Origin of the sequence: Hominifimenecus sp. rT4P-3 (genome assembly GCF_051055405.1) — a bacterium.
Classification (GTDB): Bacteria; Bacillota; Clostridia; order Lachnospirales; family Lachnospiraceae; genus Pseudolachnospira.
Genome location: NZ_CP167068.1, coordinates 3,038,934 through 3,065,704, shown reverse-complemented (window position 1 = coordinate 3,065,704; position 26,771 = coordinate 3,038,934). Strand labels below are relative to the sequence as shown.

Below are 26,771 nucleotides of genomic sequence, written 5' to 3'. Positions count from 1 at the left end.
AAAGATAGGGGTGACGATGTGAATAAATTCAAAAGATTTTTTAGTGGACGTTTGTTTTATTCTCTGGCAGTAGGAATTCTGGCAGTCGGCATTGCCGCTACGGGCGCAATGTTGATTGGCAAAGGTTCCGAGGAAAGCCCGGAAAGCCAGTACCTTCCGATGGATGAGTCTCCGGAGCAGGTGGTGTATGGCACAACGGAGGCGGTGGGCGAACTGCCTTCACCTTCGGTGAAGCAGACCGAGACGCCTCAGGTAAAACCGGAGCGCCCGGTAGCCGCTCGTCCGACGGAGACGGAGCCTATGACCACAGAACCTGTTACGGAGAAACCATCTGAGACAGAATCGACCGAAGCGGAAGTTGCCGCGCCAGTATTTTCCGAGGAGGATTCTCTGAAATGGCCCATTGAAGGCGAAGTCCTGCGTGAGTTTAGTATGGATACTACGGTATTCTATCCGACCTTGGAATCTTACCGGGTAAGCCCTGCCATTTTGATTCAGGGAGCGCCGGACATGGAGGTTGCCGCTGCGTCTGCCGGCGTGGTAAAAGAGATTAACAACAACGAGGAAATCGGAAACTATATCGTCCTTGATATGGGCGGCGGATATGAGGCTACCTATGGACAGCTGAAGACCGTCCATGTTTCTACCGGAGATACAGTGGCTGCCGGTGAGGTGATGGCTTCCTTAGACGCTCCTACCAAGTATTATGTAGTGGAAGGATGCAATTTATACTTTGGCGTGACCAAAGATGGTACGCCGGTAGATCCGTTGGATTATATGCATGAGTAAAAAATATGTCCCAGCCGTTAAACGGCTGGGACATATTCCTTTTTACGCGATAGAGTCTATTTTAGAACATCACCCATATCGATCTCAATACCGACCCGATTGTGTTCTCGAAGCGCTTCCAGAGCTTCTTCTAGATTTTGGTTTTTAATGGCAGAAAACAACTTTTCGTGGCAGTGCTGGGTTCGAATCTGCTTTTCCTGATTCAAAAAAGTGCTGCATCGGAATACACGAGTCTGAGTCAGGAGATCTTTATAGTAAGTGGCCAGACGAGAGTTATCCATCGGCAGAATAAGGCTCATATGGAAATCTTCTGTTTTTTCCACTTGCTTTTTTTGATCCAGATCCGAATCCATCATTTGCCGGTAGGCTTCTTCGATTCCAGAGAGGACAGATGGGTTCTGGGAGATTACCTCTGAAATCAGTTTTTGAATAGCTGCTTCCTCAATGATGTGACGTGCTTCATAGATCTCCGTAAGGTCTTTTGCTGTAGGAGTGAAGACACAGTATCCTTTTTTCCCGGCGGGAATGACCAGGCCTTCGTCAGCCAACTTACGGATCGCATCGCGAAACGGGGTGCGGCTGATGCCAAATTGTTCCGCTAAAGCGGAGTCTACCAAACGCATTCCAGGCGGAAACTCTTTACTTAAAATCCTCTCTTTGATGAGAAGATAAGCTTGTTCATTTAAACTGTTAAAAATAAATCTCTCTGCCACGATTCACTCCATTATGTTTCGTTGTTTTTGATTCTAAGGCTAGTCTACTGGATTTCCCTTTTTTTGTCAATGGAAGAGAGACCAGCCTTTGTTACTCTGCTTTATCTGCTTCCAGCAGGTAAGGGCGATATTCTTCCGCCGTATACAAAGCCAGGGCGGGAGAATGGCCCATCACCCGATCTTTGGTGATCAACGTTGTGACGATCGCGTCGGAGTATTTGATGAAAAGCGAGTCATGACCGACGCAAAGGCCCATAATGACGTTCATGTCTGTCTTATGACTGTTTAAAATCTTGGCCTGAAGGATTGGGTTGCAGGTTGCTTCAAATCCGCCGGGATTGATTTTGATCTCGTCTGGGATTCCGATTTCCGTTTTATCTAAGCTTCCCACCTTGCATCCAGCAACATAGTAGTCAAAGCCTTTGGCATCCAGAATTTTGGTAAAGATCTTGGTTTCCCGGATCAGGCCATGGCAGGTAGCAATGCCAATTTTGTGATATCCCATGCGCCGGGCAAATTCCAGAACTTCCTCCACACGAGTATATTGTCCAAAGAAAAGACCCTCTGTCTCCGCGGAAGCGTGATAAATGCGGGAATCTTCGTTATCCTCTTTTAGATGTTCCTGGATTTTTTTTATCTCCTCGGCAATTGGCTTCCCCTCTACATCCTGAGTAGTAAGACAAAATTTGGGGTAATTCTGGTTCTTTTCCGACTTACATGCGTATACGCCACAGTGCGCACAGCTAAATTCAGTGACACTCATTATTTCTACATCCTTTTCTATTGATTTCTAACTATTTTTGCGTTCCTTTCTTTTGGCCTTCCACTGTTTTACGGCGGGAACCTGCCCGACGAAAATGAGGATCAGGACGATAAAGATGACGCAAGAGAGAGGGTTTGTTACAATACCCTGGAAAAATGTTCCGAGTTCTCCGTAAGTGGATTGAACATGACGGCGGAAATTCAACTCGATCAGGCTCCCAAGAATCAGTCCCAAAACCACAGAGCCAGTAGGGAAATCGTGAATTCTCATGAAATAGCCGATGACGCCCATTACCAGCATCACATAGACATCCCACATACTGCCGTTGGTGGCGTAAGCACCGACGACGCACAGCATGATAATAATCGGGAGCATCACATGCTTCGGAATCTCAGCGATCTTAGCGAAAAAGCGAAGACCGGAAAGACTGACCGGAAGTAAAATGATATTGCCGATCAAAATACATGCGATGATTAAGTGATAAATATCGCTGGAATTGTCAAACAAAGTCGGGCCAGGAGTGATTCCGTGCATATAGAGCGCGGCGATCAGCAGGCCGGCCGTGGTATCTCCAGGAATTCCGAGAGAGAGCATCGGGATATAGGAAGCTCCCACTGCCGCATTGTTGGAACTTTCCGGCGCAACCAGACCTTCGATGGCACCTTCGCCGAAGGGAACCTTCGGGTTCTTAACGTTTTTTTTCGCCTGGCTATAAGCAACAATGGAAGCAATATTGCCGCCGGTTCCCGGAAGCGCGCCGATGGCGATGCCAATCAGGGAGGAGCGAAGCGCCAGGGGAAAGTGTTCGACTACTTCTTTCACATTGATGCGAATCTTACCGATCTTTTGCTTTTTGGCTTCTACGGAACCGGGATCTCCGATTTGGAATAAGCACTCGGAAAGTCCAAACATTCCGATACAGACGGCGATCATGTCTATTCCAGACATCAGGTTAATGCTGCCGTAGGTAAAACGTTTTACAGCAGTCATGCCGTCCATACCGATACAGCCGAGGAACATGCCGAAAATACCGGCAAAGACAGCCTTCGGAAAAGAACCGCCGCTGAGGCTTCCTAGCAGCAAAATTCCCATCAGGGATATCATAAAGTAATCTCTTGGAGCAAAGAGAAGCGCCAACTTGACAAGCAGCGGAGCCGCGATCAGAAGGGCAAGAGCTCCAAGAACTCCGCCTACCACGGATTCAACGGCGGTAGTTACCAGCGCGTGGGCGGCTTCTCCTTTTTTTGCCATGGGATAACCATCAAAGGTAGTGGCCAGCGAGGCGGGGGTGCCAGGTACATTGAGCAGGATCGCAGAACGGGATCCACCGTATACGCCGCCGATATGTACGCCGATAATCACGGCGATGGCTGGCATCGCATCCCAGGTAAATGTCATGGAGACGGCTAACGAGGCGGCCATTGCCACAGAAATTCCTGGAATAGCTCCTCCATATAGGCCGAATATAATGCCGCCGGTCAGGTATAAAAGAAGCTCCGGCTGCAAAAATACGACAAGTAATTCTGAAAGATTCATAGACCCCTCCCTACATGGATAGATGGATGGCAAAGATTTTTTCCATCACAAGCCATACGGTGACCAGGCTTCCCAGCGAGATAAGCAGGTTTTTGAACAACTGCTTTCCGCGGGATTTCCCCAAGATTGAGATACTGACCAACAGGAATACCCCCGTTGCGATATAGAAGTTGGTGAAGGCAAATAAAAGAATATAAGCAACCACCAGGGCGGCGGTCAAAAGCGTCTTCACTGGAACTTCTTCTTTCGCAATTTTCTTTAGGGAAGCCTTCTCATCTGTCTTCGGCAAAGTTTTTGCCGTCTTCACCGCTTCTAAGAAAGAAAGCAGGCAAAATAGACACATCACTCCGGAGAGAAGCAGGGGATAAAACCCTGCTTTCTCGGCGCCCGGATACTTGACGAATAATTTCCAGGATTCAATTCCAGCAATGATGGAGAAGAGAAAGAAAAGGAAAATAATCGGGTATTCCTTTCTTTGATATGTTTTTTTATCCATGGTTCCTCCTGCTATTGATTAGGGGCGTGCAATTCCGTGATCTTCCGGATTGACTGTGCTGGCGCCCGTGTCGTAGAGAGCCCACATCAGTTTAGCCTGATTGTCTTTCAGCCATGCGGTAGCTTCCTCGCCGGACAGTCCAAGACGGATGCCATACACGCTGTCCAGATATTCCTGATAGTCGGCGCTTTCATATACTTTTGTGAAAGCTTCTCTTAACGTCTCTACGATCTGGGGATCCGTATCGGCTTTTACAGCAACCATGGTGAACGGGCCGTAAGGAACATACTGTTTCAGCTCCTCGATTTGGCCGGCAACCGGGATTCCTTCGTAAACGCCTCCGATATCCTCGGAAGTCCACATTACAAGCGGTACAACAGATTTTGCCTCTAAGAGAGCGGTGCCTCCGGTCTGCGGTCCAATGGCGGTCGCATCGATTTCTCCGGACATAACGGCCGTATTGGCATCGCCCGAGCTATCGAAAGCAACCCGGTTGAATTTTACATCATAGGCGGCTTCCACAAAGTCGAACAGGATGTCATGTACACTGCCGGCTCCGGTTGTTCCAACATTGATTTTTCCAGGATTTTCTTTCGCAGCCTGTACCAGCTCTTCCAGGGTGGTGTAACCAGAATTTACCGAGGCGGCGATACCGAAAACCTTTTGGTAAAGCAACAGAACAGGAGTAACATCATCATAGGTGATTTCCGAGGTTTCGTTGCTCAGGAACGCGGAGATGCTTTCCGAGCAGATCAAAATTGTATAGCCGTCGGATTTCTGAGTCATGTAATACTCGGTTCCAACTGCTCCAGCAGCGCCGGCTTTATCTATGACGCCAACGCCAACGCCCAAGTGTTCTTCTACCATGGAAGTCAACATAGTCGCGTCGCTGTAAATGCCGGAACTTACGCCATAAGGGCAGACCGCGGTAATATCCTTTTCCGGATAACCGCTTTCTGTCTTCTCCGTAGGAGCTTCTGTGTTAGAAGTAGGCGCTGTGGTTTCTGCATTGGCAGCGGGAGTGGTTCCCGGCGCTGCCGTGGTGGTGGTTCCACTGTTTCCACAGCCGGACAGAAGGCTGAGCAGCATGGTACCTGTCAGAACTGCCGCTGCAAATCGTTTTGTTTTTCTCATTGTTTCCTCCTTTTCTACTTACCGTGTTTTGGTTGATCCATAGTATGAGTTTCAACCAAAAAGGAAATTCCGTATACCGTATACGGTACACATATATTAGCATGTAGAAAATAGGTTGTCAATATTTTTTTATGGAAAACGTATGATGAAAGATGCTTCACCTATATTTCTTTAGAAACTTTCCCGTTTTTGGAAATCAAATAATATAGGATATCCATTCTAATACTTTTCTATTAAATTTCTTTACTTCGATTTTACAATGACATGGTAACAAATTTGATATCCCGACGATATAATGAAGCCGTGATCAAGAGAATGATAAAAAAGGAGAAGATGATGATGAAAACAATCAGAACAGCAGTACTTGGCTTGGCAGTAGTTTGCCTTTTGTCTATGTTCGCGGGATGCGGAAAGCAGGATGAGGCAGTGCAGACGGGAGCCGGAAAGACGGAGGCCGGAAAGACGGAAGCTGCGCCGGCGCAGAGCGAAATAACCGGAACGGTTGCTGCCGACGGATCCACCTCCATGGAAAAGGTGATCGGATCTTTGAAGGAAACCTTTGAGGCAAATAACGATGGTATCACTGTTACATATAATCCGACGGGATCCGGTACGGGTATCATGGCGGTAGCAGAGGGTCGATGCGACATCGGACTTTCCAGCAGGGACTTAAAAGATGAAGAAAAGGCGAAGGGACTTACCGGAACGGTTCTTGCCTATGATGGTATCGCAATCATCGTTCATCCTGAAAATCCGGTGGCGGATCTTGCTTTGGAAGATATCGCTAAAATCTACACGGGTGAAATTAAAAACTGGAAAGAAGTAGGCGGTAAAGACGCTGAAATTGTACTGATCGGCAGAGAAAGCGGCAGCGGAACCCGCGACGGCTTCGAATCCATTACCGGCACAAAGGACAAATGTGCTTTGAAGCAGGAGCTGACATCCACCGGGGATGTAATCACTACGGTATCCTCAAATCCTGCAGCGATCGGATATGCGTCTCTCGCTTCCATAAAAGATAACGTAAAAGCGCTCAAGGTCGGCGGTGTGGAACCCACAGAGGCTACGATTAAAGATGGAAGCTATACCGTACAGCGTAATTTCGTGCTGGTGACCAAAACGGACGCGAAGCTGTCCGATGCGGCGCAGAAATTCTTCGATTATATTACATCGGCGGAGGCTTCGGAAGTGATTCAAAAGGCAGGCGCCGTACCGGTAAAATAAAGCGGTTTTAACCAAAACGGCGGCTTTTATAGCCGTCGTTTTATCAATCGTGAAAGGAACATGGCAATGAAAAATAAAAAGAAAGCGTTTGAAGCCGCTGTTCACGGAGGATTTCTAATACTGGGACTGATTACGATGGGATTTGTTCTGCTGATTACGGTTTATCTTGTCCTATCCGGTATTCCGGCCATTCGCCAGATCGGCATTTGGAAGTTTTTGTTCGGAAAGGAATGGGCTTCTACGGCGGCAAATCCCTCCTACGGAATTCTTCCGTTTATTTTGACCAGTATTTATGGTACGGCAGGCGCAATTATCATCGGCCTGCCAATAGGTTTTTTGACCTCGGTATACCTTGCCAAGCTCGCGCCGACAGGTGTGAGGGCTGTGATGAACGCGGCGGTGAGCCTGCTTGCGGGGATTCCGTCGGTGGTATATGGCCTTGTGGGAATGATCGTGCTTGTTCCTGCTATCCGGCAGGTGTTTGCTATTCCGGACGGAGCCAGTCTGTTTGCCGCGATTCTTATCCTGGCGGTGATGATTCTGCCCTCGATCATCAAAGTATCGATCACGGCGCTGGAGGCAGTTCCAAGGGAATATGAGGACGCGTCTTTCGCGCTTGGAGCGACACCGGTTGAAACCTATTTTCGAGTTTCGGTACCGGCGGCAAAAAGCGGGATTGCCGCGGCGGTAGTGCTCGGCGTCGGGCGCGCGATTGGAGAGGCCATGGCGGTCATGATGGTCGCGGGCAATGTTGCCAATATGCCGTCACTTTTCGGAAGCGTGCGGTTTCTCACTACGGCGGTGGCTTCGGAGATGGCCTATTCCTCCGGTTTACAACGGCAGGCACTGTTTTCCATTGCTTTGGTTTTATTTTTCTTCATTATGCTTATCAACGCTTCGTTGAATTTTTTTCTAAAGCGGAATAAGGAGGGATAAAATGGACAGGAAAAGAAATCATTTTATCTTCTGGGTGAAGCTCTTGATGGGGATCTCGGTGGGAATTACGGGCGCACTGGTACTCTTCCTGCTGGGATATATTTTGTGGAAAGGAGTCCCTCATATCACCTGGGAGTTGCTTTCTACTAAGCCGAGTTACCTGGAAGACCGGATTGGGATTCTGCCAGACATTCTGAATACGCTGTATATTATCCTAGCTGCGCTTGTTTTTGTGATTCCTCTCGGCGTGGGAGCGGCTGTCTATCTGACCGAGTATGCGAAGAACAAAAGGCTTGTAAGTATGATCGAATATGCCGCGGAAACCCTTTCCGGTATTCCTTCCATTATCTACGGTTTAGTGGGAATGCTGTTCTTTTGCGGCTTTTTAAACATGAAAACCTCGCTTTTAGCAGGTGCACTGACCCTTTCCATCATGAATCTGCCGACGGTTATGCGTACCACCCAGGAAAGTCTGAAAACTGTACCGGTAAGCTATCGGGAGGGGGCCTTCGGGCTTGGAGCAGGAAAATGGCGGGTTATCCGTACTGTGGTGCTTCCCGGGTGCGTGGACGGCGTGATCACGGGCTGCATCCTTTCCATCGGAAGAATTCTGGGGGAATCGGCAGCGCTTTTATTCACCGCCGGATTTGCCCATGAATTATATGGATTATTCGAGGGGCTTTCCGCTTCGGGCAGTACACTGACGGTAGCATTATATGTTTACGCGAAGGAACAGGGCGAGTTTGAAGTGGCTTTTGCCATTGCCGCGATCTTGATGCTTCTGACGCTCTTGATCAATCTTGCCGCAACATTGGTCAGTCGGCATTTTGGGAAAAGGAGAAATCAATGAATACAATTATAACAGTAAAAGATCTGTGCTTATGGTATGGAAAATCACAGGCGCTGAAAAACATTCGTATAAATATTCCTGAAAAAAGTATTACCGCGTTGATCGGACCCTCCGGCTGCGGGAAGTCCACATTTTTGAAAACGCTTAACCGGATGAACGATTTGATACCCGATGTAAAAATAACAGGTGACGTCATGTATAACGGAGAGAATATCTATGATTCTTCTGTGGATGTAAACGAGCTGAGAAAAAATATCGGCATGGTGTTTCAAAAGCCGAACCCTTTTCCCATGAGTATTTATGACAATATTGCTTATGGCCCGCGAACGCACGGGATCAAAAGTAAGATAAAGCTGGATGATATCGTGGAGCGTTCTCTGCGTGACGCCGCTATTTGGGAAGAAGTCAAGGATAGGCTGAAAAAGAACGCGCTGGGGCTTTCCGGCGGTCAGCAGCAACGCCTTTGCATTGCCCGCGCCCTTGCGGTGGAACCGAAAATCCTTTTAATGGACGAGCCGACTTCCGCGCTGGATCCCATCTCGACTTCTCATATTGAGGAGTTGGCTATGAAGCTGAAGGAAAAATATACGATTATTATCGTAACGCACAATATGCAGCAGGCTGTCCGTATCTCGGACAACACAGCATTCTTTCTGCTGGGCGACTTGGTGGAATTTTCTGAGACCGAAGCGATGTTTTCACAGCCGAAAGACAAGCGCACGGAGGATTATATTACAGGGAGGTTTGGATAAATGAGGTCAAAATTTGATGAACAGCTGGAACTCTTACATAAAGAGCTGATTCAAATGGGCGCGCTTTGTGAAAGCGCCATTGCCATGGCGGCAAAAGCGCTGGCAAAAGGTGATGTAAAGCTTGCGGGAGGGGTCCCAGAGCTTTCGGCTGAGATAGACAGGAAAGAAAGGGATATTGAAGCCATGTGTATGAAATTGCTTCTGCAGCAGCAACCGGTTGCTACGGATCTGAGGGTAATATCCTCCGCGCTGAAGATGGTGACAGATATGGAGCGCATTGGGGATAATTCGGGGGACATTGCGGAGATCGTGACCATGGCAAATGTTTCCGCGTTCGATCATACGCTGCCGATTCAGGATATGGCAAAAGCTACGATTAAAATGGTGACGGACAGTATCGACGCTTTTGTAAAGCGAGATGTGGATTTGGCAAAAGCGGTTGTCGCCTACGATGATGTGGTGGACGGTTATTTTGATGAAATCAAGACACGACTGATCGTGCAGTTTGGCAATCCTGCGGCAAACGGAGAGAAGACGCTGGACCTCCTGATGATCGCTAAGTATTTTGAACGGATGGGCGATCATGCGGCGGAAATTGCGAAATGGGTGTTGTTTTGTATTACAGGCAATAAGGAATGAAATTGCCGCTGACTTTACATGGATTTTACAATATCAAGACAACAAATTTAACTTTGCCTCCGTATAATGAAGATAATTAGAGAAAGTGAGTGAAGGATAAGGAGGCGCTCCCATATGATTTTTTGCGTGGAAGATGATCAGGCCATTCGTGATTTGATGATATATGCTCTAAATGCCGCCGGACTTGAGGCGATGGGGTTCGAGGACGGAACAGCTTTCTTTTCCGCTTTAGAAAAGAAAATGCCAAAACTGGTCATACTAGATATTATGCTTCCGGGGCAGGACGGTATCGCAATCCTGAAATGGCTGCGGGATGATGTAGCCACGGCGGATATTCCGGTGATTATGGCGACGGCTAAAGGGACGGAATATGACAAGGTAATCGGTCTTGATCTTGGAGCGGATGATTATCTCGCGAAGCCTTTTGGTATGATGGAAATGGTGTCCCGCGTGAAAGCGGTGCTTCGCAGAACGAGCAAAAAGGAAGCTTCACAGCTCCTTCAGATGGGAAAGCTGGAGCTTAACAGGGGGTGCCATACCGTATTTGTGGAGGGTGAGCGTATTGAGCTCACCCTAAAAGAGTATGAAATGCTCCGTTTGTTTATGGAAAATCCCGGTAGGGTTTTTACCCGTGACCAGCTTCTGAAAAACATCTGGGAATCGGATTATGTTGGGGAAACCCGAACGGTTGATGTACATATCGGTACGCTGAGAACAAAGCTCCGCTGCTGCGGAGAATATATTGAGACGGTCCGCGGCGTCGGATATCGGATGGAGGCGAGGCTATGACAAAAAAAATTTTCCGCACAATATCCGCCGTGGGAATCAGCGTATTTCTTGCGTCGGCGCTGCTGTTTATGACCGTTCTTTATGATTACTTTTCGGGCGTCCAGCAAAGGCAACTTAGAATCCAAACGGATCTTGCCGCTCAAGGCGTCCAGGATGAATCGCTCCAATATTTGGAAGGGCTGGACATTCAAAATTGCCGTATTACATGGATCGGAACGGACGGAAGCGTGATTTATGACAGTGTTTCTGACGCGGGCGATATGGAAAACCATTTGGAGCGTGAAGAAGTAAAAGAAGCGTTTACCGAGGGGAATGGCGAAAGCTCCCGCTATTCCACTACTTTGACGGAACGTTACCTTTACAGCGCAAAGCGGCTATCGGACGGAACCGTGCTGCGGCTTTCGGTAACGCAGCACTCTCTGTTCGTGTTGACGCTCGGTATGCTGCAGCCGATCTGTGTGATTTTTGCTATTGCGGTCATTTTGTCAATCGTTCTGGCATCCCGCTTGTCGAAAAAGATTGTCAAGCCGCTCAACGAACTGAATCTGGATGATCCGTTGAGCAACGACGGATATAGCGAGCTGTCCCCTCTGCTCCATCGGATCGACGTGCAGCAGCGACAGATCAAAAGGCAGACAGAGGAAATGAGACGCAAACAAAGCGAATTTGACACCGTGACAGGGGGCATGACGGAGGGGCTTGTGCTTTTGAACCGAAAGGGTGAGATACTGAGCATCAACCGTGCGGCGTCGGAGCTGTTTGATATAGAGTCTTCCGCTGTCGGCAAGGATATTCTTTCCGTTAGCCGCAATCCCGCGTTGACGGCGCTTCTTCATAAAGTAGAGAATGGAGAGCATGCGGAAACGGTGATAGATTTTAGCGTGGGAACCTATCAGCTTGACGCAAGCCCGGTGCTGTCCGGCGGCGAAATGACCGGAACGGTGCTCTTGCTGCTTGATGTAACGGAAAAAGAAAAAAACGAGCAGATGCGGCGAGAATTTACCGCTAATGTTTCCCATGAGCTAAAAACCCCCCTTCATACGATTTCCGGCTGTGCGGAGCTTTTGGTAAATGGGATGGTAAAGCCGGGAGATATTCCGAATTTTTCAAAGCAGATCTATACGGAAGCGGGACGTATGATACGTCTGGTCGAAGATATCATTAAGCTCTCTCATTTGGACGAAGGTGCGGATGATATGAAATGGGAAGAGACAGATCTGTTTTCTATTGCGGATGATGTTGTAACGGCGCTTGCGCCGGAGGCGGAGCGCGCGGCGATAAGAATTGAGCTGCACGGAGAGCATGCCGTTCTCTATGGTATTCCTCAGCTGTTGGGAAGCATTGTTTATAATCTTTGCGATAACGCAATCAAATATAACCGTAAAGGTGGCTCTGTTTCCGTGACGTTAAGAGCGGAAGACGAGCTTGTAACGCTGATCGTCACCGATACAGGAATAGGGATTCCGGCGGAGCATCAGGAACGAATCTTTGAGCGCTTTTATCGGGTGGACAAAAGCCACTCGAAAGAAACCGGCGGCACGGGCCTTGGACTTTCCATCGTCAAACACGCGGCAAGACTGCATGGCGCGGCGATTGAACTACGAAGTATGGTAAACAGCGGAACTACCATTACGGTTATATTTCCGAGGAATACGTAAATCGTTCTATGGAAACGGTGCTGATAAACGCTTATCCGAATTGCTTCTTTACTTATAGAAAGGGAGACATGATCACCTACGAAGAAATCAGGAAAAACAAGGATATACAAACTTATATTACGGAAGCGGACGCTTCTTTGCTTGCGCTTGGATTTACGGAACACAGCTTCGCTCACGTTACTCATGTGGCAAAAACAGCCGGATATATTTTAGAAACGTTGGAGTATTCGAAAAGAGAAGCCGAGCTGGCAAAGATTGCGGGATATTTGCATGATATTGGGAATTTGGTCAATCGGATTGATCACAGCCAAAGCGGCGCAGTCATGGCATTTCGCCTGTTAGATAAAATGAATTTTATTCCAAAAGAAATCGCAGTTATTACTACGGCAATCGGAAATCATGACGAGGGGACCGGCGTGCCGGTCAATGCTGTGGCGGCCGCCCTTATTTTAGCGGATAAATCGGATGTACGCCGTTCCCGTGTACGGAATCCGGATATTCACAATTTTGATATTCATGATAGAGTGAATTATTCCGTTACAAAATCTGAGTTAAAAATCAACGAAGCGCACACGCTGATCAAGCTGAAATTATCGGTGGATACCCATTTTGGTTCCGTCATGGACTATTTTGAGATTTTTCTGAACCGTATGATTCTTTGCCGTAAAGCCGCGGAAAAACTTGGCTTGAAATTTAAGCTTATGATCAATGAACAGCAGCTAATATGAAAGATAAGAGCCGTCCGTTCTCTTTGTAAAAATTTTATATGACCATGGGAAAACGAAATCGTTGTAAAAGCCGGACTTTACGGGACAAAGATTTCGTTTTTTTCTTTGACCGTATGAATTTGGCTGAGAAAGCTGTTGTGGTAACGGTGGTCGTTGGTGACATCAGCCTGAAACCAGGCGGGAGGGGTGAAGCAGAGAGCTTCCTCTTCCGTGGGAAATTCTACTTCGGCGATGACAAGACCCTCCAGGATTCCGTCAAAAAGATCCAGTTCCACGGTATAAGGCGTTAAAGGGATTTTGAACCGCCTTTTGCTAATTTTTTCTCCGTCTGCTTTTGCCAGCAGATGTTCATAGGCCTCTTGGGTGAGAGGTAAATTGTATTCTTCGCGGATCATCTTTCCTTTTCCTTTATAGGTCAGGTAGTAATCGTCGTTTTCTTTCCTGACTCGGACGACAGGCGAGGTGCAAAGATACGCCTGCTCCAGAAAGAGGCAGGGGTACTGCTCCAAATTCTCCGGGATTTTTTTCACTAAAAACTTTCTCTCGATTTCCATGCCGTTCTTCTCCTTTATGATATGATGTTGGGCTCGAAAGATCTCTTGTTAAGAAGTATCGAAATATTTTGTATTTGCAGGAGCGATAGTACTTCTTCGATTCCGAAAATTTGTGTTATGAACAAAAACAAGACTGTTTGAGCGCAGCGAGTTTCTTGTTTTTGTGAATGCTTTTCACAAATTTGCGAAATCTTAGAAGTACTCGCTCCGAAACTCTACAAAATATTTCGATACTTCTTAACAAGAGATCTTTTACCCCCGAATATCTTTTGTATCATTGTAGCATTTCCATGCTATTCCCACAAGGGAAAGGCTTGCCTTCTTTTTCGAAAAGCTATATAATAAAACACATGAAAATTTTGCTGGTTGCGATTAACGCGAAATATATCCATTCAAATCCCGCGGTATACAGCTTAAAGGCTTGTGCCGGAGCCGCTGGAGAATCTGTGGAAATCGTGGAGTATACGATCAATCATTCTTTGGACATGGTTCGTGGAGACCTTTTTCGGCGTCGTCCGGATGTCCTGGCATTTTCCTGCTATATTTGGAACCTGTCGATGGTGGAGGAACTGATTTTTGATCTGCGTCCTATGCTGCCGGAGACGGACATTTGGCTGGGAGGACCGGAGGTGAGCTATGACGCGGAGGATGTGCTGAGCCGCCTTCCGGTTACCGGCGTGATGACAGGGCCGGGAGAATCGGTCTTCGCAGAACTGGTTCAGCGTTACCAGGAGGGGCTTGGCGCTCCGGCGGAGCGGATTTTAAGAGGAGAAAAGAAATCCCTTCCCTTATCGGAGATTCCTTTTTGGTACCGGGATTTGAGTGGATTTGAAAACCGAATCATGTATTATGAGAGCAGCCGCGGCTGCCCGTTTTCCTGCAGCTATTGCCTTTCTTCCATTGAAAAGATTCTGGATTTTCGGAGTATTTCCAAGGTGCAGGAGGAACTTCAATTCTTTTTGGATAGAAACGTTCCCCAGGTGAAGTTTATCGACCGCACCTTTAATTGTCGACGCGACCATGCGCTTTCGATTTGGCGTTTTTTGCGGGATCATGACAATGGCGTGACGAATTTCCACTTTGAGATCGCCGCTGATTTATTGGATGAGGAAATGCTGGCGGTTTTAAAGGACATGCGCCCAGGCGCGGTACAGTTGGAGATCGGCGTTCAGTCTACCAATGAACAAACCCTTCGGGAGATACGGCGGCATATGGACTTTTCACGGGTGGCCGCAGTGGTGGAGGAAATTCGCTCGTGGGAAAATATCCATCAACATTTGGATTTGATCGCAGGGCTTCCCTACGAGGATTATAGGAGCTTTGGCAGGTCTTTCGATCAGGTCTATGCCCTAAAGCCGGAACAGCTCCAGCTGGGTTTCCTGAAAGTGCTGAAGGGCTCTTATATGGAGAAAAAGGCGCAGGAGTATGGGATTTTAGCGACGCGGAAACCGCCCTATGAAGTATTGCGGACGAGATGGCTTTCTGCCGAAGAGGTTCTTCGGTTAAAGGAGATCGAAGCAGTGCTTGAAATCTACTATAACAGCGGCCAATTCTTGCGTTCTTTGGATGTTTTGGAAGCATATTTTCCCAGCCCTTTTGCCATGTATGAAGCTTTGGCGGATTATTTTCGAGAGAACCAACTCTTTGTTTTGCCCTCTTCCCGCATCCGGAAATATGAGATTTTATTGGAGTTTTTCTCCACCGTGTCCCGGACGGAAGAAAAAGAATTTATAGCGGCGCTTTTAGCGGATTGCTACGCCAGAGAAAATCTAAAGAGCCGGCCTTCCTTTGGCCCGGATCTTACGCCCTACCGGGAGGTTATCCGTGATTTTTGGAAACGGGAGGCGGAAAGCCATGCGCTTTTCCCTCATTATGCCGATTGCGGGGCAAAGGAATTGGCGCGGGCGCTCCATGTGGAAGTTTTGGAACAGGATGACGGCGAGAGGCAGATGCTGGTGTTTGACTACCGGCGCCGCAGTCCTTTCAATCATAATGCAGCGATTTTAATTTACCCATTGGCCAAAAAGGCCGGAAAAGGAGAACAGGATGGAATTCATGTATGAAGAGCACCGGATTTATGCCGAAGCGGAGGATGGCGAACTTTTGGCGGAAATTGATTTTCCGGAGGTAGCGCCTGGCGTGGTAGATTTAAACCACACCTTTGTGTCGGATAAATTAAGAGGTCAAGGCGTGGCCGGGAAACTGATGGCCGCGGCGGTAGAAAAGATTGAGGAGAACGGCTGGAAAACGCGGACTTCATGCAGCTATGCGAAGGGATGGATGGAAAAGCATCCGGAGAAGGCCGCTCTTGCGGAAGCTTAAGCAATGACGAGGGAAGAACGGGTTTCGGAGGCGCTTCGGCGCTTGGATCGGGAGTATGGGACGGAGTTTCGCTGCTATCTCAATTATGAAACGCCTTGGCAGCTGCTGATTGCGGTGATTTTGAGCGCCCAGTGCACCGACGCCCGTGTAAACGTGGTGACAAAGGATTTGTTCCAAAAATACGATACTCTGGAAAAGTTTGCGCAGGCGGATTTAGCGGAGCTTGAGAAAGATATCCATTCCACTGGATTTTATCACAACAAAGCGAAAAATATCATTTCCTGCGCCAAGGATTTGGTGGAAAAATACGGCGGGGAAGTCCCTCGCAGCCTGGAGGAATTGACGGGGCTGGCGGGAGTCGGACGTAAGACGGCCAATGTGATCCGCGGCAATATCTACTATGAGCCAAGCATTGTGGTGGATACCCATGTAAAACGGATTTCAAAAAAGCTGGGCTTTACCGAGGAAGAGGATCCGGTGAAGGTGGAATTTGACCTGATGAAGGTGCTGCCGGAAGATCACTGGATTCTCTACAACATTCATATTATTACCTTGGGGCGTACCATTTGTACGGCGCGGAAGCCGGATTGTGGAAATTGCTTTTTAACGGATATCTGTCCTTCTGCGAAGGAGAATCAGGAAAGGAAATAAAGGATGTTCAATTTTAAGAATAAAAATTCAAAAAGAGGGATTGTCTGGGTCATTGTGAGCCTGCTGATTATTTGCATGGTGGTGCCATTGATGACCGGCATCCTGAGTCTATTCTAATGGATATTGTGATGACCGGCACAGCCGGGGATTTGGGGACGGCATATCTGGCCAGGTATTTTGAAAATCAACTTTTAAAGCGTCTTCCGGCGTCGTTTGTGGAAAAGGCAAAAAGAATGCCGGAAAAAGAGACGCTGGAAACGGCCGTACTTTGTTCTGAACCGATTGGAACAGGTGGGATTTTTGGCGCGCTTTGGAGGCTGGGAGAGGCGGCGGGAACGGGCCTTTATGTGGAACTTTCCCGGATTCCAGTGCGGCAGGATACGATCGAAATTTGTGAGATTTTGGATGTGACGCCCTATCAGTTATTGTCCAGCGGGACGCTTTTTTTCGTGGAGAATGGAAATTGGACGGAAGGGACCATCATTGGCCGTACCGATGGGAACAAGGGACGTGTCGTGGCAGGTGCGGAGGGGATCCGCTATCTGACAAAGCCGCAGCCGGATGAGTTGGAACGCCTGGGGATTCTGGGAGAAAGGAGTTCAGGTTGAGAAATAAAATTTTGACTATCTTAGAAAAGAATGCGCGTATCAGCGCTCATGATATGGCGATTCTTCTGGGGGAACCGGAGGAAGCGGTAGCCGCAGAAATCGCAGCGATGGAAAAAGAGAAGGTGATCGGCGGTTATCATACCTTGATTAATTGGGAGAAAGCCGGGAATGATAAGGTGACGGCGCTGATCGAGGTGAAGGTGACGCCTCAACGTGGAATGGGCTTTGACAGCATTGCGGAGCAGATCTACCATTATCCGGAAGTGCAGGCCATCTATCTGATGTCCGGCGCTTTTGATTTTACTGTGATTCTGGAAGGAAGGACTATGCGGGAGGTGGCGCAGTTTGTCGCGGACAAATTGAGTCCGATGGAGGCGGTTTTAAGTACGGCCACCCATTTTGTGCTGAAGAAGTACAAAGATCATGGGACGGTGCTGGCGGAAGAAGTTCGGGATGAAAGGATGTTGATCATGCCATGAGAAATTTTTTATCCGATAAAGTAGTAGAATTGGAGCCGTCTGGTATCCGAAAATTTTTTGATATTGTCAGCGAGATGCCCGATGCGATCTCCCTGGGAGTGGGGGAGCCGGATTTTGATACCCCTTGGCATGTCCGGGAAGAAGGCATCTATTCCTTAAAAAAGGGACGCACTTTTTATACTTCCAACAGCGGTTTGATGCCGCTCCGGGAGGAAATCTGCCAGTATCTGGAACGCCGGGCCCACGTCCATTACGATCCGGCCACGGAAGTTTTGGTTACGGTAGGCGGCAGTGAGGCGATTGATTTGGCTTTGCGCGCGATGTTGAATCCGGGCGATGAGGTGTTGATTCCACAGCCAAGCTACGTGTCCTATCTTCCCTGCGCCTTGCTGGCGGATGGAACGCCGGTGGTCATTGAACTTCAGGAAAAAAACCAGTTTAAACTGACCAGAGAGGAGCTTCTCGCTGCCATCACCCCGAAGACAAAGGTATTGATTTTGCCGTTCCCCAATAATCCTACCGGTGCGGTGATGGGGAAGGAAGAGCTTTCCGCCTTGGTGGATGTGCTGATAGAAAAGGACATTTTTGTGATCTCGGATGAAATCTACGGAGAGCTTTCTTACCATGGAGAGCATACGAGTATTGCTTCCCTGCCGGGCATGCGGGACAGGACCCTGGTGATTAATGGATTTTCCAAGGCCTATGCGATGACTGGCTGGCGGCTGGGGTATGCGGCCGGGCCGGCTTTTTTGGTGGAACAGATGACGAAGATTCACCAGTACGCGATTATGTGTGCGCCGACCAATAGCCAATATGCGGCCATCGAGGCCATGAAAAATGGGGATCGGGATATCGAAGAGATGCGGGAATCCTATGACCAGAGAAGACGATATCTGCTGCGCCGGTTTGAGGAGATGGGACTGCCCTGCTTTGAACCCCATGGCGCTTTTTACTGTTTTCCCAATATCAAGCGGTTTGGTATGACCAGTGAGGAATTTGCCAACCGGTTTTTGCAGGAAGAGAAGGTCGCTGTTGTGCCGGGCACGGCTTTTGGATCATGCGGAGAAGGGTTCCTGCGGGTATCCTACGCCTATTCGCTGGACAGCTTAAAAGAGGCGCTCGATCGGATGGAGCGCTTTATCAAAGGGCTTTCGGAGGAGAAAAATCGATGAACGTAGTGCTGCATCAGCCGGAGATGCCGGCCAATACAGGAAATATCGGACGTACTTGCGCGGCTACAGGGACAAAGCTGCACTTGATCTGTCCGTTAGGGTTTCGTCTGGACGAAAAGAGCCTGAAGCGGGCTGGCCTGGATTATTGGGAGGATCTGGATGTAACGCTCTATGACAATTTTGAGGATTTCCTGGCAAAAAATCCGGGAGCCAAAATTTATATGGCGACGACCAAGGCGGAGAAAATCTATACGGATATGGAGTATGAGCCGGATTGCTTTCTCATGTTTGGGAAAGAAAGCGCAGGAATTCCGGAAGAGATCTTGGTGGAATATAAGGATACGGCGATACGGATTCCGATGAATGAGGAAATTCGCTCCCTCAATCTTTCCAATTCCGTGGCTATCGTGTTGTACGAAGCGCTGAGACAACAGGCGTTTGCGGGAATGGAAAAAAAGGGGAGCTTACATAGGCTGCACTGGTGATTTAGCGCAGCATCTGCTCTATGGCAAGAAGCAGATTTTCTTTTTTTCCATCAAACCAGAAATCTACCAAACTGGAAAGCATCCATTGAAGATATTCTTCTTTTGGAATCGTTACGTGATAAAGAAACTGACGGCCCTGCCGGTACATATTCAGGTAGCCTTTTTGGGTCAGGCGTGCGAGAAAAGTGGAAACCGTCTGAGGTTTCCAGTCAGAATGGTAATGGATTTCCAGTAAAGACATCACCTCTTGGAGTCCGAGATCTTCATCGGAATTCCAGTTGACCATCATGACTTTTGCTTCTGACTTTGTAATCTCTTTCATCCCATTGCCTCATTTCAGAATCGTTTTGGTTATTCTATTATTATAGACAACTACAGCGGGAAATACAAGAGAAAAACGTAGGTCAGAATGCAAATGACGTATTTTATAGAAGAAAAAGGATGTTTATGATTTGACTTTCTGTTGTGATTTTGGAAGGCGGAAAATGAACTCTGTGCCTGCGCCTTCGGTGCTGATGACATCGATGGTCTCCTGGTGTGCCTGAATAATTTCTTTGACAATGGAAAGTCCCAAACCGGTGCCGCGTTTATCTTTTCCACGGGAAGCGTCGCTTTTAAAAAAGCGGGTCCAGATCTTTTTTAAATTTTCCTTTGGGATGCCGACGCCAAAATCTTTGACGGATATAAAAACTCGGTCGTTTTTTTCACTTACCTGGATGGCGATGGAGGAATTTTCTCTTGAGAATTTGATGGCATTGTCCACCAGATTGTACAGGACTTGCTGAATTTTTCCCATATCGGCGTAAACCATGGTGGTTCGCTCCGGAAATGTGAGATCAAAAGAGATCCCTTTTTGTTCGCAAATGCCCTCGAAGGTTTCGCAGGTACTTTTGATAATTGCGTTGAGGTCGAAGTCAGAACGGTCCAGATGAAGATTGGCGCGGTCCAGGGAATTCAGGGATAACAGGCCTTGGGTCAACTTGTTGAGCCGCTCTGTTTCACTGATGACAATGCGCAGGTATTTTTCTTGATTCTCCGGAGGAATCACGCCGTCCGCCATTGCCTCCAAATATCCTTTGATCGAAGTTAAGGGAGAGCGAAAGTCGTGGCTGACGTTGGCGATAAACTTTTTTTGATATTCTTCCGAGTGATTGAGCTCATGAGCCATAAAATTCAGCGTGTCGGCCAGATATCCCATCTCATCGTCGGAATCTACTTTGACGGTGTATTTTAGGTTTCCGGAGGCGTACTCTTTTGCTCCCTGGGTGATAGCTTTTAAGGGCTGCGCCACAAAATAGCGGAAAATGAGCAGGATAATCAAAGAAAACGCGAAAATTACTAGGAAGGTGATGTAGATAGGAAGCAGCATTCCATCGCTGATCCGAGAAATTTGGGATAAGGGCTGATGGATCACCACATAACCGTAGGTATGAAAATTTCCCGTGATGGCAGCGGATACGGATACGGAGTCTTCCAAAAGGGTGCCGTAAAAATTTCCGGTTCGGTAAGTGGAGTCTGTATCGCTGGGATCGAAGTCTCCAATGGTAAAATCCGTGAAAAGCCCGGAGGAGTCATAAGCAATGGTTCCTTCCGGGTCGATAAACCAGATTTTGGTGTTGGAAAATAAGGAAAGCTGTGTCAGAGGCTCAAAAAAATCATCATAGCCTTCGGTGCTTCCCTTATAAAAGCCATTGCAGCTTTCCGCGATGCGGATCGCCATATCCCGCAGCTCATCTGCTTTTTTATCCAAACAATGGTAATAGGTCATCCGAGCGGTTGCCGTGGCGATGAAAAGAAATGAAACAACGGCAAAGAGCAGATAGCCCAGGACAAATTTCAGGTACAATGGCTTTCTCATAAGATGCCTCCATGTTGGAATCTGCTTTATCCCCGATTCCGGTTTTTGACTTCAAATCGATAGCCGATGCCCCATACAGTAGACAGGGACCAGGCCTCGTTATCTTTCAATTTTTCCCGCAGCCGTTTGATATGGACGTCCACCGTGCGGCTGTCGCCAACATATTCATAGCCCCAAACATGATCTAAAAGCTGATCTCTTGTGAAGACTTGATTGGGAGAGGAGGCAAGGAAATATAAAAGTTCCAGTTCCTTTGGCGGCATATCAAGGGGCTTGCCCATATAGGTGACGGAATAGTTGGTCAGGTTGACCGTTAGGTCAGGTAATCGGACGATTTGACCGCTGGTTTCTTTTGCTGGGACTTCTTCTACGTAAGTACGACGCAGCACTGCTTTGACCCGTGCGACCAATTCCTTGGAATCAAAGGGCTTGATGATATAATCGTCAGCGCCTAATTCCAGGCCCAATACTTTGTCAAACACTTCTCCTTTGGCGGAGAGCATGATGATCGGCGTGCGGGAATCTTTCCGGATTTCACGGCAGACCTGATAGCCGTCCATGCCGGGAAGCATGAGATCTAACAGGATAAGATCCGGATGAAAGATGGAGAAGGCCACCAGGGCGTCCTCTCCATTCTCTACACATTTGGTCTCGAAACACTCTTTCGTTAGATACAAGGAGATCAGTTCCGAGATATTCGTATCGTCATCGACAATCAGGATTTTCTGTTTCGCCATAACGCCTCCTTATTCTTTGAATTCTACAACCGTAACGCCATAGCCGCCTTCATCGAATTCGCCCGGCCGGTATTTTGCCACATGCTTATAGGTGCGCAGAAAATTTTGTACCGCTCTTTTTAGCGCGCCGGTCCCTCGGCCGTGGATAATCCGTACCTGAGGCAGATGGGCCAGATACGCGTCGTCCAGATATTTATCCAGCTCCGGCAGAGCTTCATCAACGGTTTTGCCAATCAGGTTTAGCTCTGGCCGTATTGCCGAGGATTTCGACATCTTAATGGAACCCGCGCCGGTGTAGTGCTTTTTCCCATCGGCAGAGCTTCCGTCGTCGGGGAGCAGCTCCAGATCGGAGAGATGGACCTGGGAGCGGAGAATCCCCATTTGGACAAAGAGTTCTCCTTTTGCGTTGGGAAGAGTGCTGACTGTGCCGTTTAAATTTAACGAAAGCACATGTACCGCGTCGCCAATTTTAAAATCTTTGGCGTCGTTAGGTTTCTTTGACTTCTGTGGTTTCCGGGATAAGCCCTGTTCCAGGCCGGAGATCTGTTCTCTCAGCCCACTTCTTTGGGCTTCCAAATCCTTGTCGACCTGTATGCCGCGCTTATGGAGCGTGCGGATGGTTTTATCCGCGGAATCCTTGGCCTGCTGCAGGATATTTCGCGCTTCTTCCCGTGCTTCCCGCAGGACGCGGTCTTTCTGTTCATTAAAACGTTCTTGTTTTCCAGATAATTCTTTTTGCAGTTTTTCCGCTTCGGCGCGCAGACGACCTGCTTCTTGCTTTTCCTGTTCCAGAATGCGCCTTTGGGCATCCAAATCAGAAATGACGTCCTCAAAGGCCTCTTCCTGCTTCCCGATGGATTCCTTGGCTTCCTCGATGATTTCGGCCGGAAGGCCTAATTTTTGTGAGATGGCAAAGGCGTTGCTCTTTCCGGGCACACCGATCAACAGGCGGTAGGTGGGACGCAAAGTCTCCACATCGAATTCGCAGCAAGCGTTTTCCACACCTTCGGTGGAGAGAGCATAAATTTTCAGTTCACTGTAATGGGTGGTCGCTACGGTTCGGATTCCCCGGCGATGGAGCCTTGAAAGGATGGCGGCCGCCAGAGCCGCTCCTTCGGTGGGATCGGTACCGGCCCCCAATTCGTCAAAAAGCACCAGCGAATTTTCATCCGCCTGCTTCAAAATGCGTACAATATTGGTCATGTGAGCGGAAAAGGTGCTGAGGCTTTGTTCAATACTCTGCTCGTCGCCGATATCGGAAAAAATCTCCTGGAAAACGCCAAGTCTGGAGCCGGCTGCCGCCGGAATATGCAGACCTGCTTGCCCCATCAGCGTAAAAAGGCCAATGGTTTTCAGAGAAACGGTTTTTCCGCCTGTATTGGGACCGGTAACAACCAGGAGGTCAAACTCGCTGCCAAGCCAGACATGGATGGGAACCACGGACTTTGCTGGAAGCAGAGGGTGGCGTCCCTCCTTGATATGAATCTGACGCTCCGTATTAAAAATCGGCGCCGTTCCTTTGTAGCTTCGGGAAAGCATGGCTTTGGCAAAGATAAAATCCAGCATGGTCAGGGTGTGAAAATTTTGTTCCAGGCTGGAACTATACTCAGCGGCCTGGTTGCTCAGATCAGCAAGTACGGCCTCGATTTCCTTTCGTTCCTGAATTTCCAGTTCCCGCAGTTCATTGTTCAGTTTTACGACGGCCATCGGCTCGATAAAGGCAGTGGAACCGCTGCTGGAATAGTCGTGGACTAAACCGGGAACCTGGGATTTATATTCCTGGCGGACCGGGATGCAGTAACGCCCGTCCCGCATGGTGATGACGCCGTCCTGCAAATAGGTGCGGGAGCTGACGACGATGGCGTTTAGCTGGGAATGAATTTTATCGTTGGCGCTCCGGATGGAGCGGCGCACATGGCGCAGGCCAGGGCTGGCATCGTCGCTGATTTCTTCTTCCGAAAGGATACAGTGGTCGATGGCTTGGCGCAAGGGCGTCAGAGGTTCTAAAGATGCAAAAAAATCCTCCAGGCAGTCCGGGTTTTCCCGGTCTTCCCGGCGGCCATAGTTTTTGGCACGTGCGGCTACTCCAAGCAAGGAGGCAATTTGTAATAGTTCGGAAATCTGTAAGGAGCTTCCGACTTCCAACCGTTTGACGGCAGGCCGAATATCCCGGACTCCGGAAAAGGAAAGACTGCCTTTGGCAATGATGCGCATCTCGGCATCACTGGTCTCCTGCTGCGCCCGTTCGATAGCTTTGATATCCGTCATGGGAAGCAAATTCCGGCACATTTCTTTGCCGGCAGGCGTATAAGCATAGTCGGTCAGCTTCTGAATCATTTTGTAAAATTCTAGTGTTTTCAATGCTTTCTCGTTCATAAGGAGAGTATAACACAGGAGTAAAAACCTGTCCAGTGCGCCACAGGTGAAGTTTCCGCCCAAAAATGCTTCACAAAGCGTGGAAAATCAACTATAATAGCTTCATGGAGGTAATGCGCGTATGGCAGAGAACCCCAGTGAGAAACAAAAGGAAGAAAAAAGCGAAAAGCGAGAGTTTATCCGCGAGACCATTGTGAAGCAGACCCCTCCGAAAAAGTGGGGCCGGCTGGCGATAGCGTGTATCGGGATGGGACTTATCTTCGGTCTGGCCGCGAGCCTGACTTTTGTGGTTTCACGCCCCTTCTTTGAAGATCGCTTTGGCGAGACGGAGACGCCAGAGAGTATTACCATTGAACGCGATACGGTGACGCCTGCCCCGGAAAGTACGGAGGCTTCATCGGCTCCGACGACGGAGAATGCCGCGCCGGTGGAGCGGGAGGAACTGGAGCGGATGATTGAAGCCGCTGTGGAGCGCAGTAGGAACGGAATTGAGGATGTGAGAAGCATCTATACTGCGGTCAGCAATATCATGGTAGAGGCAAACAAAGGACTTGTGGTGGTGACGACGGAGCTCACAGGCAAGGACTGGTTTGACAATGATGTTTCCAGTGATCAACAGAGCAGTGGGATTATTGTGGCGATCACCCGTCAGGAAGTATTGATTTTGACGGATTCGTCTATCCTTGGAGAGCAGGATAGCGTACATATCACCTTTGGAAATCATGGAGAAGCCAATGGGTACCGGAAGCAGACGGATGAGACTACAGGTCTTGCGGTTGTGGCGGTGGCTATGGAAGATTTGGAGGATGATCTGCGTGCCTATATTCAACCGGCAATGTTGGGAAATTCCTATCTGACGACCCAAGGAAATCCGGTGATTGCCATGGGAAGTCCCATGGGAGCGATGAGATCCGTTGGTTTTGGAATTATTTCTTATATCAATAGTAATGTCCAGGGTGAGGACAGCCAGCTTCGCGTGATGTATACGGATATCGTGGGAGGCTCGTCTTCCTCCGGTTTTCTACTGAACCTGGATGGGGAAGTCGTAGGGTGGATTACCGGAAAATACGGTTCCTCGGACAAGACCAATGTGATTCGTGCGTTATCGATTTCCGACCTGAAAGGCGTGATCGAGCGTCTCTCCAACGGCGAGCAGATCGCCAACCTTGGAATCCGGGGACAGAGCGTTTCGTCTGCGGCCTCGGAGGAGATGGGCATTCCGATGGGGATCTATATTACCAAGTGTGTGACGGATAAGCCCGCCTATTTGGCTGGATTGCAGAGCGGCGATATTTTAACTGCCATAGATGGAACGGCGGTGGCGGCGATGAAGGACCTTCAGACTTTATTGGAGGGGCTTTCAGCGGATGCGCAGATTCGTGTGACGATTCAGCGGAGCGGCCGGGAAGGTTATGCCGAAAAAGTATTTACGGTACAGCTTATGCCGCGATAGAGAAAGGAAACTAGAATGAAATACATTGAAACCTTGCATGAAGGGGACCGGATTTCGGAGATTTACCTTTGCAAAAGTAAAGTAAGCGCAAAGACCAAGATGGGGAAATCCTATTACTCCCTTGTGCTTCAGGATAAGACCGGAACCTTAGACGGGAAAATTTGGGAGCTGGGAAATGCGATTCATCACTTTGATGCCCTGAATTATATCCAGGTAGACGGCGATGTGACCAGTTTTCAGGGCGCGCTGCAGATGAATATTCGTCGGGTCCGTGTGGCGCAGCCGGGAGAGTACAATGCGGCGGATTATCTGCCGGTATCCCCGTTTCCGGTGGAGGATATGTACCGGAAATTGATGGGATTTGTAAAGAGTATTGAGAATGAAAAGCTGCGGGCGTTGGCGGAGAGCTTTTTTGGCGAGGCGGCGTTTGCCCGCCGGTTTCAGACACATTCGGCGGCAAAGAGCGTCCATCACAGTTTTGTGGGAGGCTTGCTGCAGCATACGCTGCGGGTGACAGAGTTGTGCAATTACTATTGCAGCGCTTATCCGATTTTGAACCGGGATTTGTTGATTACGGGAGCGCTGTGCCATGACATTGGAAAGTTGGAGGAACTGGCGCCATTTCCAGCCAATGATTATACAGACGACGGTCAGTTGCTGGGCCACATTGTGATTGGATATGAGATGGTGCGGGAGCATATTCGGAAGATTCCGGAATTCCCGGAGAGAACGGCGTCGGAGCTGGGGCATCTGATTTTATCGCACCATGGGGAGTTGGAGTATGGTTCTCCGAAAAAGCCGGCGTTGATTGAGGCGGTGGCGCTGCATTTTGCGGATAATACGGATGCGAAGCTGGAGACGATGTGCGAGCTGCTGGAAGGGGCTGGAGACAGCGGAGAAGAGTGGCTGGGATACCAGAGGCTTTTGGAGACCAATGTAAGAAAAACTTCGCGGAGTTGAAGTTTCGTGTTGGCCAGGCGCGGATGTTTTGGCTGATGGAAAATATTGCAGTTTGATCGATAAGGGAGACCGGCTTAACGTTGCGAAGTCCGCAGGTCTCCCTTTTGTG

At 48.7% G+C, this 26,771-nt stretch carries 28 protein-coding genes; 18 read left to right on the top strand and 10 right to left on the bottom strand.

Going from position 1 to position 26,771, the window contains the following annotated elements:
• Nucleotides 1–18 precede the first annotated feature (18 nt).
• Entirely contained in the window at nucleotides 19–789 is a 771-nt protein-coding gene (locus ACCC71_RS14155; RefSeq protein WP_434310270.1) for a peptidoglycan DD-metalloendopeptidase family protein, read from the top strand.
• Nucleotides 790–845: 56 nt separating this feature from the next.
• On the opposite strand, the gene ACCC71_RS14150 is transcribed toward ACCC71_RS14155, so the two are convergent.
• The 5 genes from ACCC71_RS14150 to ACCC71_RS14130 form a co-directional block, all read right to left on the bottom strand.
• On the bottom strand, nucleotides 846–1,502 hold the full coding sequence (locus tag ACCC71_RS14150) for a GntR family transcriptional regulator (RefSeq protein ID WP_434310269.1): 657 nt from the start codon (nucleotides 1,500–1,502) through the stop codon (nucleotides 846–848).
• A 91-nt stretch (nucleotides 1,503–1,593) separates the two neighbouring features.
• Nucleotides 1,594–2,265: a DUF1847 domain-containing protein gene (locus ACCC71_RS14145; protein ID WP_434310268.1), complete on the bottom strand. Its 672-nt coding sequence runs from the start codon at nucleotides 2,263–2,265 to the stop codon at nucleotides 1,594–1,596.
• A 27-nt stretch (nucleotides 2,266–2,292) separates the two neighbouring features.
• Nucleotides 2,293–3,801: a tripartite tricarboxylate transporter permease gene (locus tag ACCC71_RS14140; RefSeq protein ID WP_434310267.1), complete on the bottom strand. Its 1,509-nt coding sequence runs from the start codon at nucleotides 3,799–3,801 to the stop codon at nucleotides 2,293–2,295.
• 10 nt (nucleotides 3,802–3,811) lie between these two features.
• Entirely contained in the window at nucleotides 3,812–4,297 is a 486-nt protein-coding gene (locus tag ACCC71_RS14135) for a tripartite tricarboxylate transporter TctB family protein (RefSeq protein WP_434310266.1), read from the bottom strand.
• Between the two features lie 18 nt (nucleotides 4,298–4,315).
• The gene (locus ACCC71_RS14130; protein ID WP_434310265.1) at nucleotides 4,316–5,431 is read right to left on the bottom strand and encodes a tripartite tricarboxylate transporter substrate binding protein; all 1,116 of its coding nucleotides are present in this window, start codon (nucleotides 5,429–5,431) and stop codon (nucleotides 4,316–4,318) included.
• A gap of 339 nt (nucleotides 5,432–5,770) precedes the next feature.
• Here ACCC71_RS14130 and ACCC71_RS14125 point away from each other — a divergent pair, with 339 nt between their 5' ends.
• The 8 genes from ACCC71_RS14125 (at nucleotide 5,771) to ACCC71_RS14090 (ending at nucleotide 13,007) form a co-directional block, all read left to right on the top strand.
• Nucleotides 5,771–6,655, top strand: a complete 885-nt coding sequence (locus tag ACCC71_RS14125) for a phosphate ABC transporter substrate-binding protein (protein ID WP_434310264.1) — start codon at nucleotides 5,771–5,773, stop codon at nucleotides 6,653–6,655.
• Nucleotides 6,656–6,721: 66 nt separating this feature from the next.
• A complete protein-coding gene (gene pstC / locus ACCC71_RS14120; RefSeq protein WP_434310263.1) occupies nucleotides 6,722–7,591 on the top strand; it encodes a phosphate ABC transporter permease subunit PstC in 870 nt (289 codons plus the stop codon).
• 1 nt (nucleotide 7,592) lies between these two features.
• Nucleotides 7,593–8,441 carry a phosphate ABC transporter permease PstA gene (gene pstA, locus ACCC71_RS14115; RefSeq protein ID WP_434310262.1) on the top strand — a complete coding sequence of 283 codons (849 nt, stop codon included), beginning with the start codon at nucleotides 7,593–7,595 and terminating at the stop codon, nucleotides 8,439–8,441.
• Nucleotides 8,438–9,193 (top strand): phosphate ABC transporter ATP-binding protein PstB, encoded by a 756-nt coding sequence (gene pstB / locus ACCC71_RS14110; protein WP_434310261.1) that lies wholly within the window; start codon nucleotides 8,438–8,440, stop codon nucleotides 9,191–9,193. The genes pstA and pstB overlap by 4 nt, the downstream gene beginning before the upstream one ends.
• Nucleotides 9,194–9,832 (top strand): phosphate signaling complex protein PhoU, encoded by a 639-nt coding sequence (phoU, locus tag ACCC71_RS14105; RefSeq protein ID WP_434310260.1) that lies wholly within the window; start codon nucleotides 9,194–9,196, stop codon nucleotides 9,830–9,832.
• 114 nt (nucleotides 9,833–9,946) lie between these two features.
• Nucleotides 9,947–10,621, top strand: coding sequence for a winged helix-turn-helix domain-containing protein (locus tag ACCC71_RS14100; RefSeq protein ID WP_434310259.1), 675 nt, complete (start codon nucleotides 9,947–9,949; stop codon nucleotides 10,619–10,621).
• Nucleotides 10,618–12,279 carry an ATP-binding protein gene (locus tag ACCC71_RS14095; protein WP_434310258.1) on the top strand — a complete coding sequence of 554 codons (1,662 nt, stop codon included), beginning with the start codon at nucleotides 10,618–10,620 and terminating at the stop codon, nucleotides 12,277–12,279. Before ACCC71_RS14100 ends, ACCC71_RS14095 begins: the two co-directional genes overlap by 4 nt.
• Before the next feature lie 68 nt (nucleotides 12,280–12,347).
• Nucleotides 12,348–13,007, top strand: a complete 660-nt coding sequence (locus ACCC71_RS14090; protein ID WP_434310257.1) for an HD domain-containing protein — start codon at nucleotides 12,348–12,350, stop codon at nucleotides 13,005–13,007.
• 77 nt (nucleotides 13,008–13,084) lie between these two features.
• On the opposite strand, the gene ACCC71_RS14085 is transcribed toward ACCC71_RS14090, so the two are convergent.
• Nucleotides 13,085–13,561, bottom strand: coding sequence for a CYTH domain-containing protein (locus ACCC71_RS14085; RefSeq protein WP_434310256.1), 477 nt, complete (start codon nucleotides 13,559–13,561; stop codon nucleotides 13,085–13,087).
• 350 nt (nucleotides 13,562–13,911) lie between these two features.
• On the opposite strand from ACCC71_RS14085, the gene ACCC71_RS14080 reads away from it, so the two are divergent.
• From ACCC71_RS14080 to ACCC71_RS14050, 7 genes are all read left to right on the top strand, one after another.
• Complete coding sequence (locus ACCC71_RS14080; RefSeq protein ID WP_434310255.1) at nucleotides 13,912–15,624, top strand: B12-binding domain-containing radical SAM protein; 1,713 nt, start codon at nucleotides 13,912–13,914, stop codon at nucleotides 15,622–15,624.
• Nucleotides 15,608–15,883: a GNAT family N-acetyltransferase gene (locus ACCC71_RS14075; protein WP_434310254.1), complete on the top strand. Its 276-nt coding sequence runs from the start codon at nucleotides 15,608–15,610 to the stop codon at nucleotides 15,881–15,883. Before ACCC71_RS14080 ends, ACCC71_RS14075 begins: the two co-directional genes overlap by 17 nt.
• Nucleotides 15,884–15,886: 3 nt before the next feature.
• Nucleotides 15,887–16,534 (top strand): endonuclease III, encoded by a 648-nt coding sequence (nth, locus tag ACCC71_RS14070; protein ID WP_434310253.1) that lies wholly within the window; start codon nucleotides 15,887–15,889, stop codon nucleotides 16,532–16,534.
• A gap of 116 nt (nucleotides 16,535–16,650) precedes the next feature.
• Nucleotides 16,651–17,142 (top strand): hypothetical protein, encoded by a 492-nt coding sequence (locus ACCC71_RS14065; protein WP_434310252.1) that lies wholly within the window; start codon nucleotides 16,651–16,653, stop codon nucleotides 17,140–17,142.
• The gene (locus tag ACCC71_RS14060; RefSeq protein WP_434310251.1) at nucleotides 17,139–17,621 is read left to right on the top strand and encodes an Lrp/AsnC family transcriptional regulator; all 483 of its coding nucleotides are present in this window, start codon (nucleotides 17,139–17,141) and stop codon (nucleotides 17,619–17,621) included. Before ACCC71_RS14065 ends, ACCC71_RS14060 begins: the two co-directional genes overlap by 4 nt.
• Nucleotides 17,618–18,793: a pyridoxal phosphate-dependent aminotransferase gene (locus ACCC71_RS14055; protein ID WP_434310250.1), complete on the top strand. Its 1,176-nt coding sequence runs from the start codon at nucleotides 17,618–17,620 to the stop codon at nucleotides 18,791–18,793. Before ACCC71_RS14060 ends, ACCC71_RS14055 begins: the two co-directional genes overlap by 4 nt.
• Nucleotides 18,790–19,278 carry a tRNA (cytidine(34)-2'-O)-methyltransferase gene (locus ACCC71_RS14050; protein WP_434310249.1) on the top strand — a complete coding sequence of 163 codons (489 nt, stop codon included), beginning with the start codon at nucleotides 18,790–18,792 and terminating at the stop codon, nucleotides 19,276–19,278. Before ACCC71_RS14055 ends, ACCC71_RS14050 begins: the two co-directional genes overlap by 4 nt.
• Nucleotide 19,279: 1 nt before the next feature.
• Here the strand turns inward: ACCC71_RS14050 and ACCC71_RS14045 are convergent, their stop codons facing one another.
• The 4 genes from ACCC71_RS14045 to ACCC71_RS14030 all read right to left on the bottom strand — a co-directional run bounded on the left by ACCC71_RS14045 (nucleotide 19,280) and on the right by ACCC71_RS14030 (nucleotide 24,249).
• Nucleotides 19,280–19,600, bottom strand: a complete 321-nt coding sequence (locus ACCC71_RS14045) for a BlaI/MecI/CopY family transcriptional regulator (protein WP_434310248.1) — start codon at nucleotides 19,598–19,600, stop codon at nucleotides 19,280–19,282.
• Between the two features lie 123 nt (nucleotides 19,601–19,723).
• Nucleotides 19,724–21,136: a sensor histidine kinase gene (locus ACCC71_RS14040; protein ID WP_434310247.1), complete on the bottom strand. Its 1,413-nt coding sequence runs from the start codon at nucleotides 21,134–21,136 to the stop codon at nucleotides 19,724–19,726.
• Nucleotides 21,137–21,162: 26 nt separating this feature from the next.
• Nucleotides 21,163–21,873 (bottom strand): response regulator, encoded by a 711-nt coding sequence (locus ACCC71_RS14035; protein WP_434310246.1) that lies wholly within the window; start codon nucleotides 21,871–21,873, stop codon nucleotides 21,163–21,165.
• 9 nt (nucleotides 21,874–21,882) lie between these two features.
• Entirely contained in the window at nucleotides 21,883–24,249 is a 2,367-nt protein-coding gene (locus ACCC71_RS14030) for an endonuclease MutS2 (protein ID WP_434310245.1), read from the bottom strand.
• Nucleotides 24,250–24,370: 121 nt separating this feature from the next.
• On the opposite strand from ACCC71_RS14030, the gene ACCC71_RS14025 reads away from it, so the two are divergent.
• Nucleotides 24,371–25,702 (top strand): S1C family serine protease, encoded by a 1,332-nt coding sequence (locus tag ACCC71_RS14025; protein ID WP_434310244.1) that lies wholly within the window; start codon nucleotides 24,371–24,373, stop codon nucleotides 25,700–25,702.
• Between the two features lie 15 nt (nucleotides 25,703–25,717).
• Complete coding sequence (locus tag ACCC71_RS14020) at nucleotides 25,718–26,662, top strand: 3'-5' exoribonuclease YhaM family protein (protein ID WP_434310243.1); 945 nt, start codon at nucleotides 25,718–25,720, stop codon at nucleotides 26,660–26,662.
• Nucleotides 26,663–26,771 lie beyond the last annotated feature (109 nt).

Excerpts from the sequence above, each read along its gene's own strand:
- ACCC71_RS14145 (WP_434310268.1), bottom strand. The coding sequence starts at position 2,265 with ATGAGTGTCACTGAATTTAGCTGTGCGCACTGTGGCGTATACGCATGT.
- ACCC71_RS14140 (WP_434310267.1), bottom strand. The coding sequence starts at position 3,801 with ATGAATCTTTCAGAATTACTTGTCGTATTTTTGCAGCCGGAGCTTCTT.
- ACCC71_RS14135 (WP_434310266.1), bottom strand. The coding sequence starts at position 4,297 with ATGGATAAAAAAACATATCAAAGAAAGGAATACCCGATTATTTTCCTT.
- ACCC71_RS14130 (WP_434310265.1), bottom strand. The coding sequence starts at position 5,431 with ATGAGAAAAACAAAACGATTTGCAGCGGCAGTTCTGACAGGTACCATG.
- ACCC71_RS14125 (WP_434310264.1), top strand. The coding sequence starts at position 5,771 with ATGAAAACAATCAGAACAGCAGTACTTGGCTTGGCAGTAGTTTGCCTT.
- pstC (WP_434310263.1), top strand. The coding sequence starts at position 6,722 with ATGAAAAATAAAAAGAAAGCGTTTGAAGCCGCTGTTCACGGAGGATTT.
- pstA (WP_434310262.1), top strand. The coding sequence starts at position 7,593 with ATGGACAGGAAAAGAAATCATTTTATCTTCTGGGTGAAGCTCTTGATG.
- pstB (WP_434310261.1), top strand. The coding sequence starts at position 8,438 with ATGAATACAATTATAACAGTAAAAGATCTGTGCTTATGGTATGGAAAA.
- phoU (WP_434310260.1), top strand. The coding sequence starts at position 9,194 with ATGAGGTCAAAATTTGATGAACAGCTGGAACTCTTACATAAAGAGCTG.
- ACCC71_RS14100 (WP_434310259.1), top strand. The coding sequence starts at position 9,947 with ATGATTTTTTGCGTGGAAGATGATCAGGCCATTCGTGATTTGATGATA.
- ACCC71_RS14095 (WP_434310258.1), top strand. The coding sequence starts at position 10,618 with ATGACAAAAAAAATTTTCCGCACAATATCCGCCGTGGGAATCAGCGTA.
- ACCC71_RS14090 (WP_434310257.1), top strand. The coding sequence starts at position 12,348 with ATGATCACCTACGAAGAAATCAGGAAAAACAAGGATATACAAACTTAT.
- ACCC71_RS14085 (WP_434310256.1), bottom strand. The coding sequence starts at position 13,561 with ATGGAAATCGAGAGAAAGTTTTTAGTGAAAAAAATCCCGGAGAATTTG.
- ACCC71_RS14080 (WP_434310255.1), top strand. The coding sequence starts at position 13,912 with ATGAAAATTTTGCTGGTTGCGATTAACGCGAAATATATCCATTCAAAT.
- ACCC71_RS14075 (WP_434310254.1), top strand. The coding sequence starts at position 15,608 with ATGGAATTCATGTATGAAGAGCACCGGATTTATGCCGAAGCGGAGGAT.
- nth (WP_434310253.1), top strand. The coding sequence starts at position 15,887 with ATGACGAGGGAAGAACGGGTTTCGGAGGCGCTTCGGCGCTTGGATCGG.
- ACCC71_RS14065 (WP_434310252.1), top strand. The coding sequence starts at position 16,651 with ATGGATATTGTGATGACCGGCACAGCCGGGGATTTGGGGACGGCATAT.
- ACCC71_RS14055 (WP_434310250.1), top strand. The coding sequence starts at position 17,618 with ATGAGAAATTTTTTATCCGATAAAGTAGTAGAATTGGAGCCGTCTGGT.
- ACCC71_RS14050 (WP_434310249.1), top strand. The coding sequence starts at position 18,790 with ATGAACGTAGTGCTGCATCAGCCGGAGATGCCGGCCAATACAGGAAAT.
- ACCC71_RS14045 (WP_434310248.1), bottom strand. The coding sequence starts at position 19,600 with ATGAAAGAGATTACAAAGTCAGAAGCAAAAGTCATGATGGTCAACTGG.
- ACCC71_RS14040 (WP_434310247.1), bottom strand. The coding sequence starts at position 21,136 with ATGAGAAAGCCATTGTACCTGAAATTTGTCCTGGGCTATCTGCTCTTT.
- ACCC71_RS14035 (WP_434310246.1), bottom strand. The coding sequence starts at position 21,873 with ATGGCGAAACAGAAAATCCTGATTGTCGATGACGATACGAATATCTCG.
- ACCC71_RS14030 (WP_434310245.1), bottom strand. The coding sequence starts at position 24,249 with ATGAACGAGAAAGCATTGAAAACACTAGAATTTTACAAAATGATTCAG.
- ACCC71_RS14025 (WP_434310244.1), top strand. The coding sequence starts at position 24,371 with ATGGCAGAGAACCCCAGTGAGAAACAAAAGGAAGAAAAAAGCGAAAAG.
- ACCC71_RS14020 (WP_434310243.1), top strand. The coding sequence starts at position 25,718 with ATGAAATACATTGAAACCTTGCATGAAGGGGACCGGATTTCGGAGATT.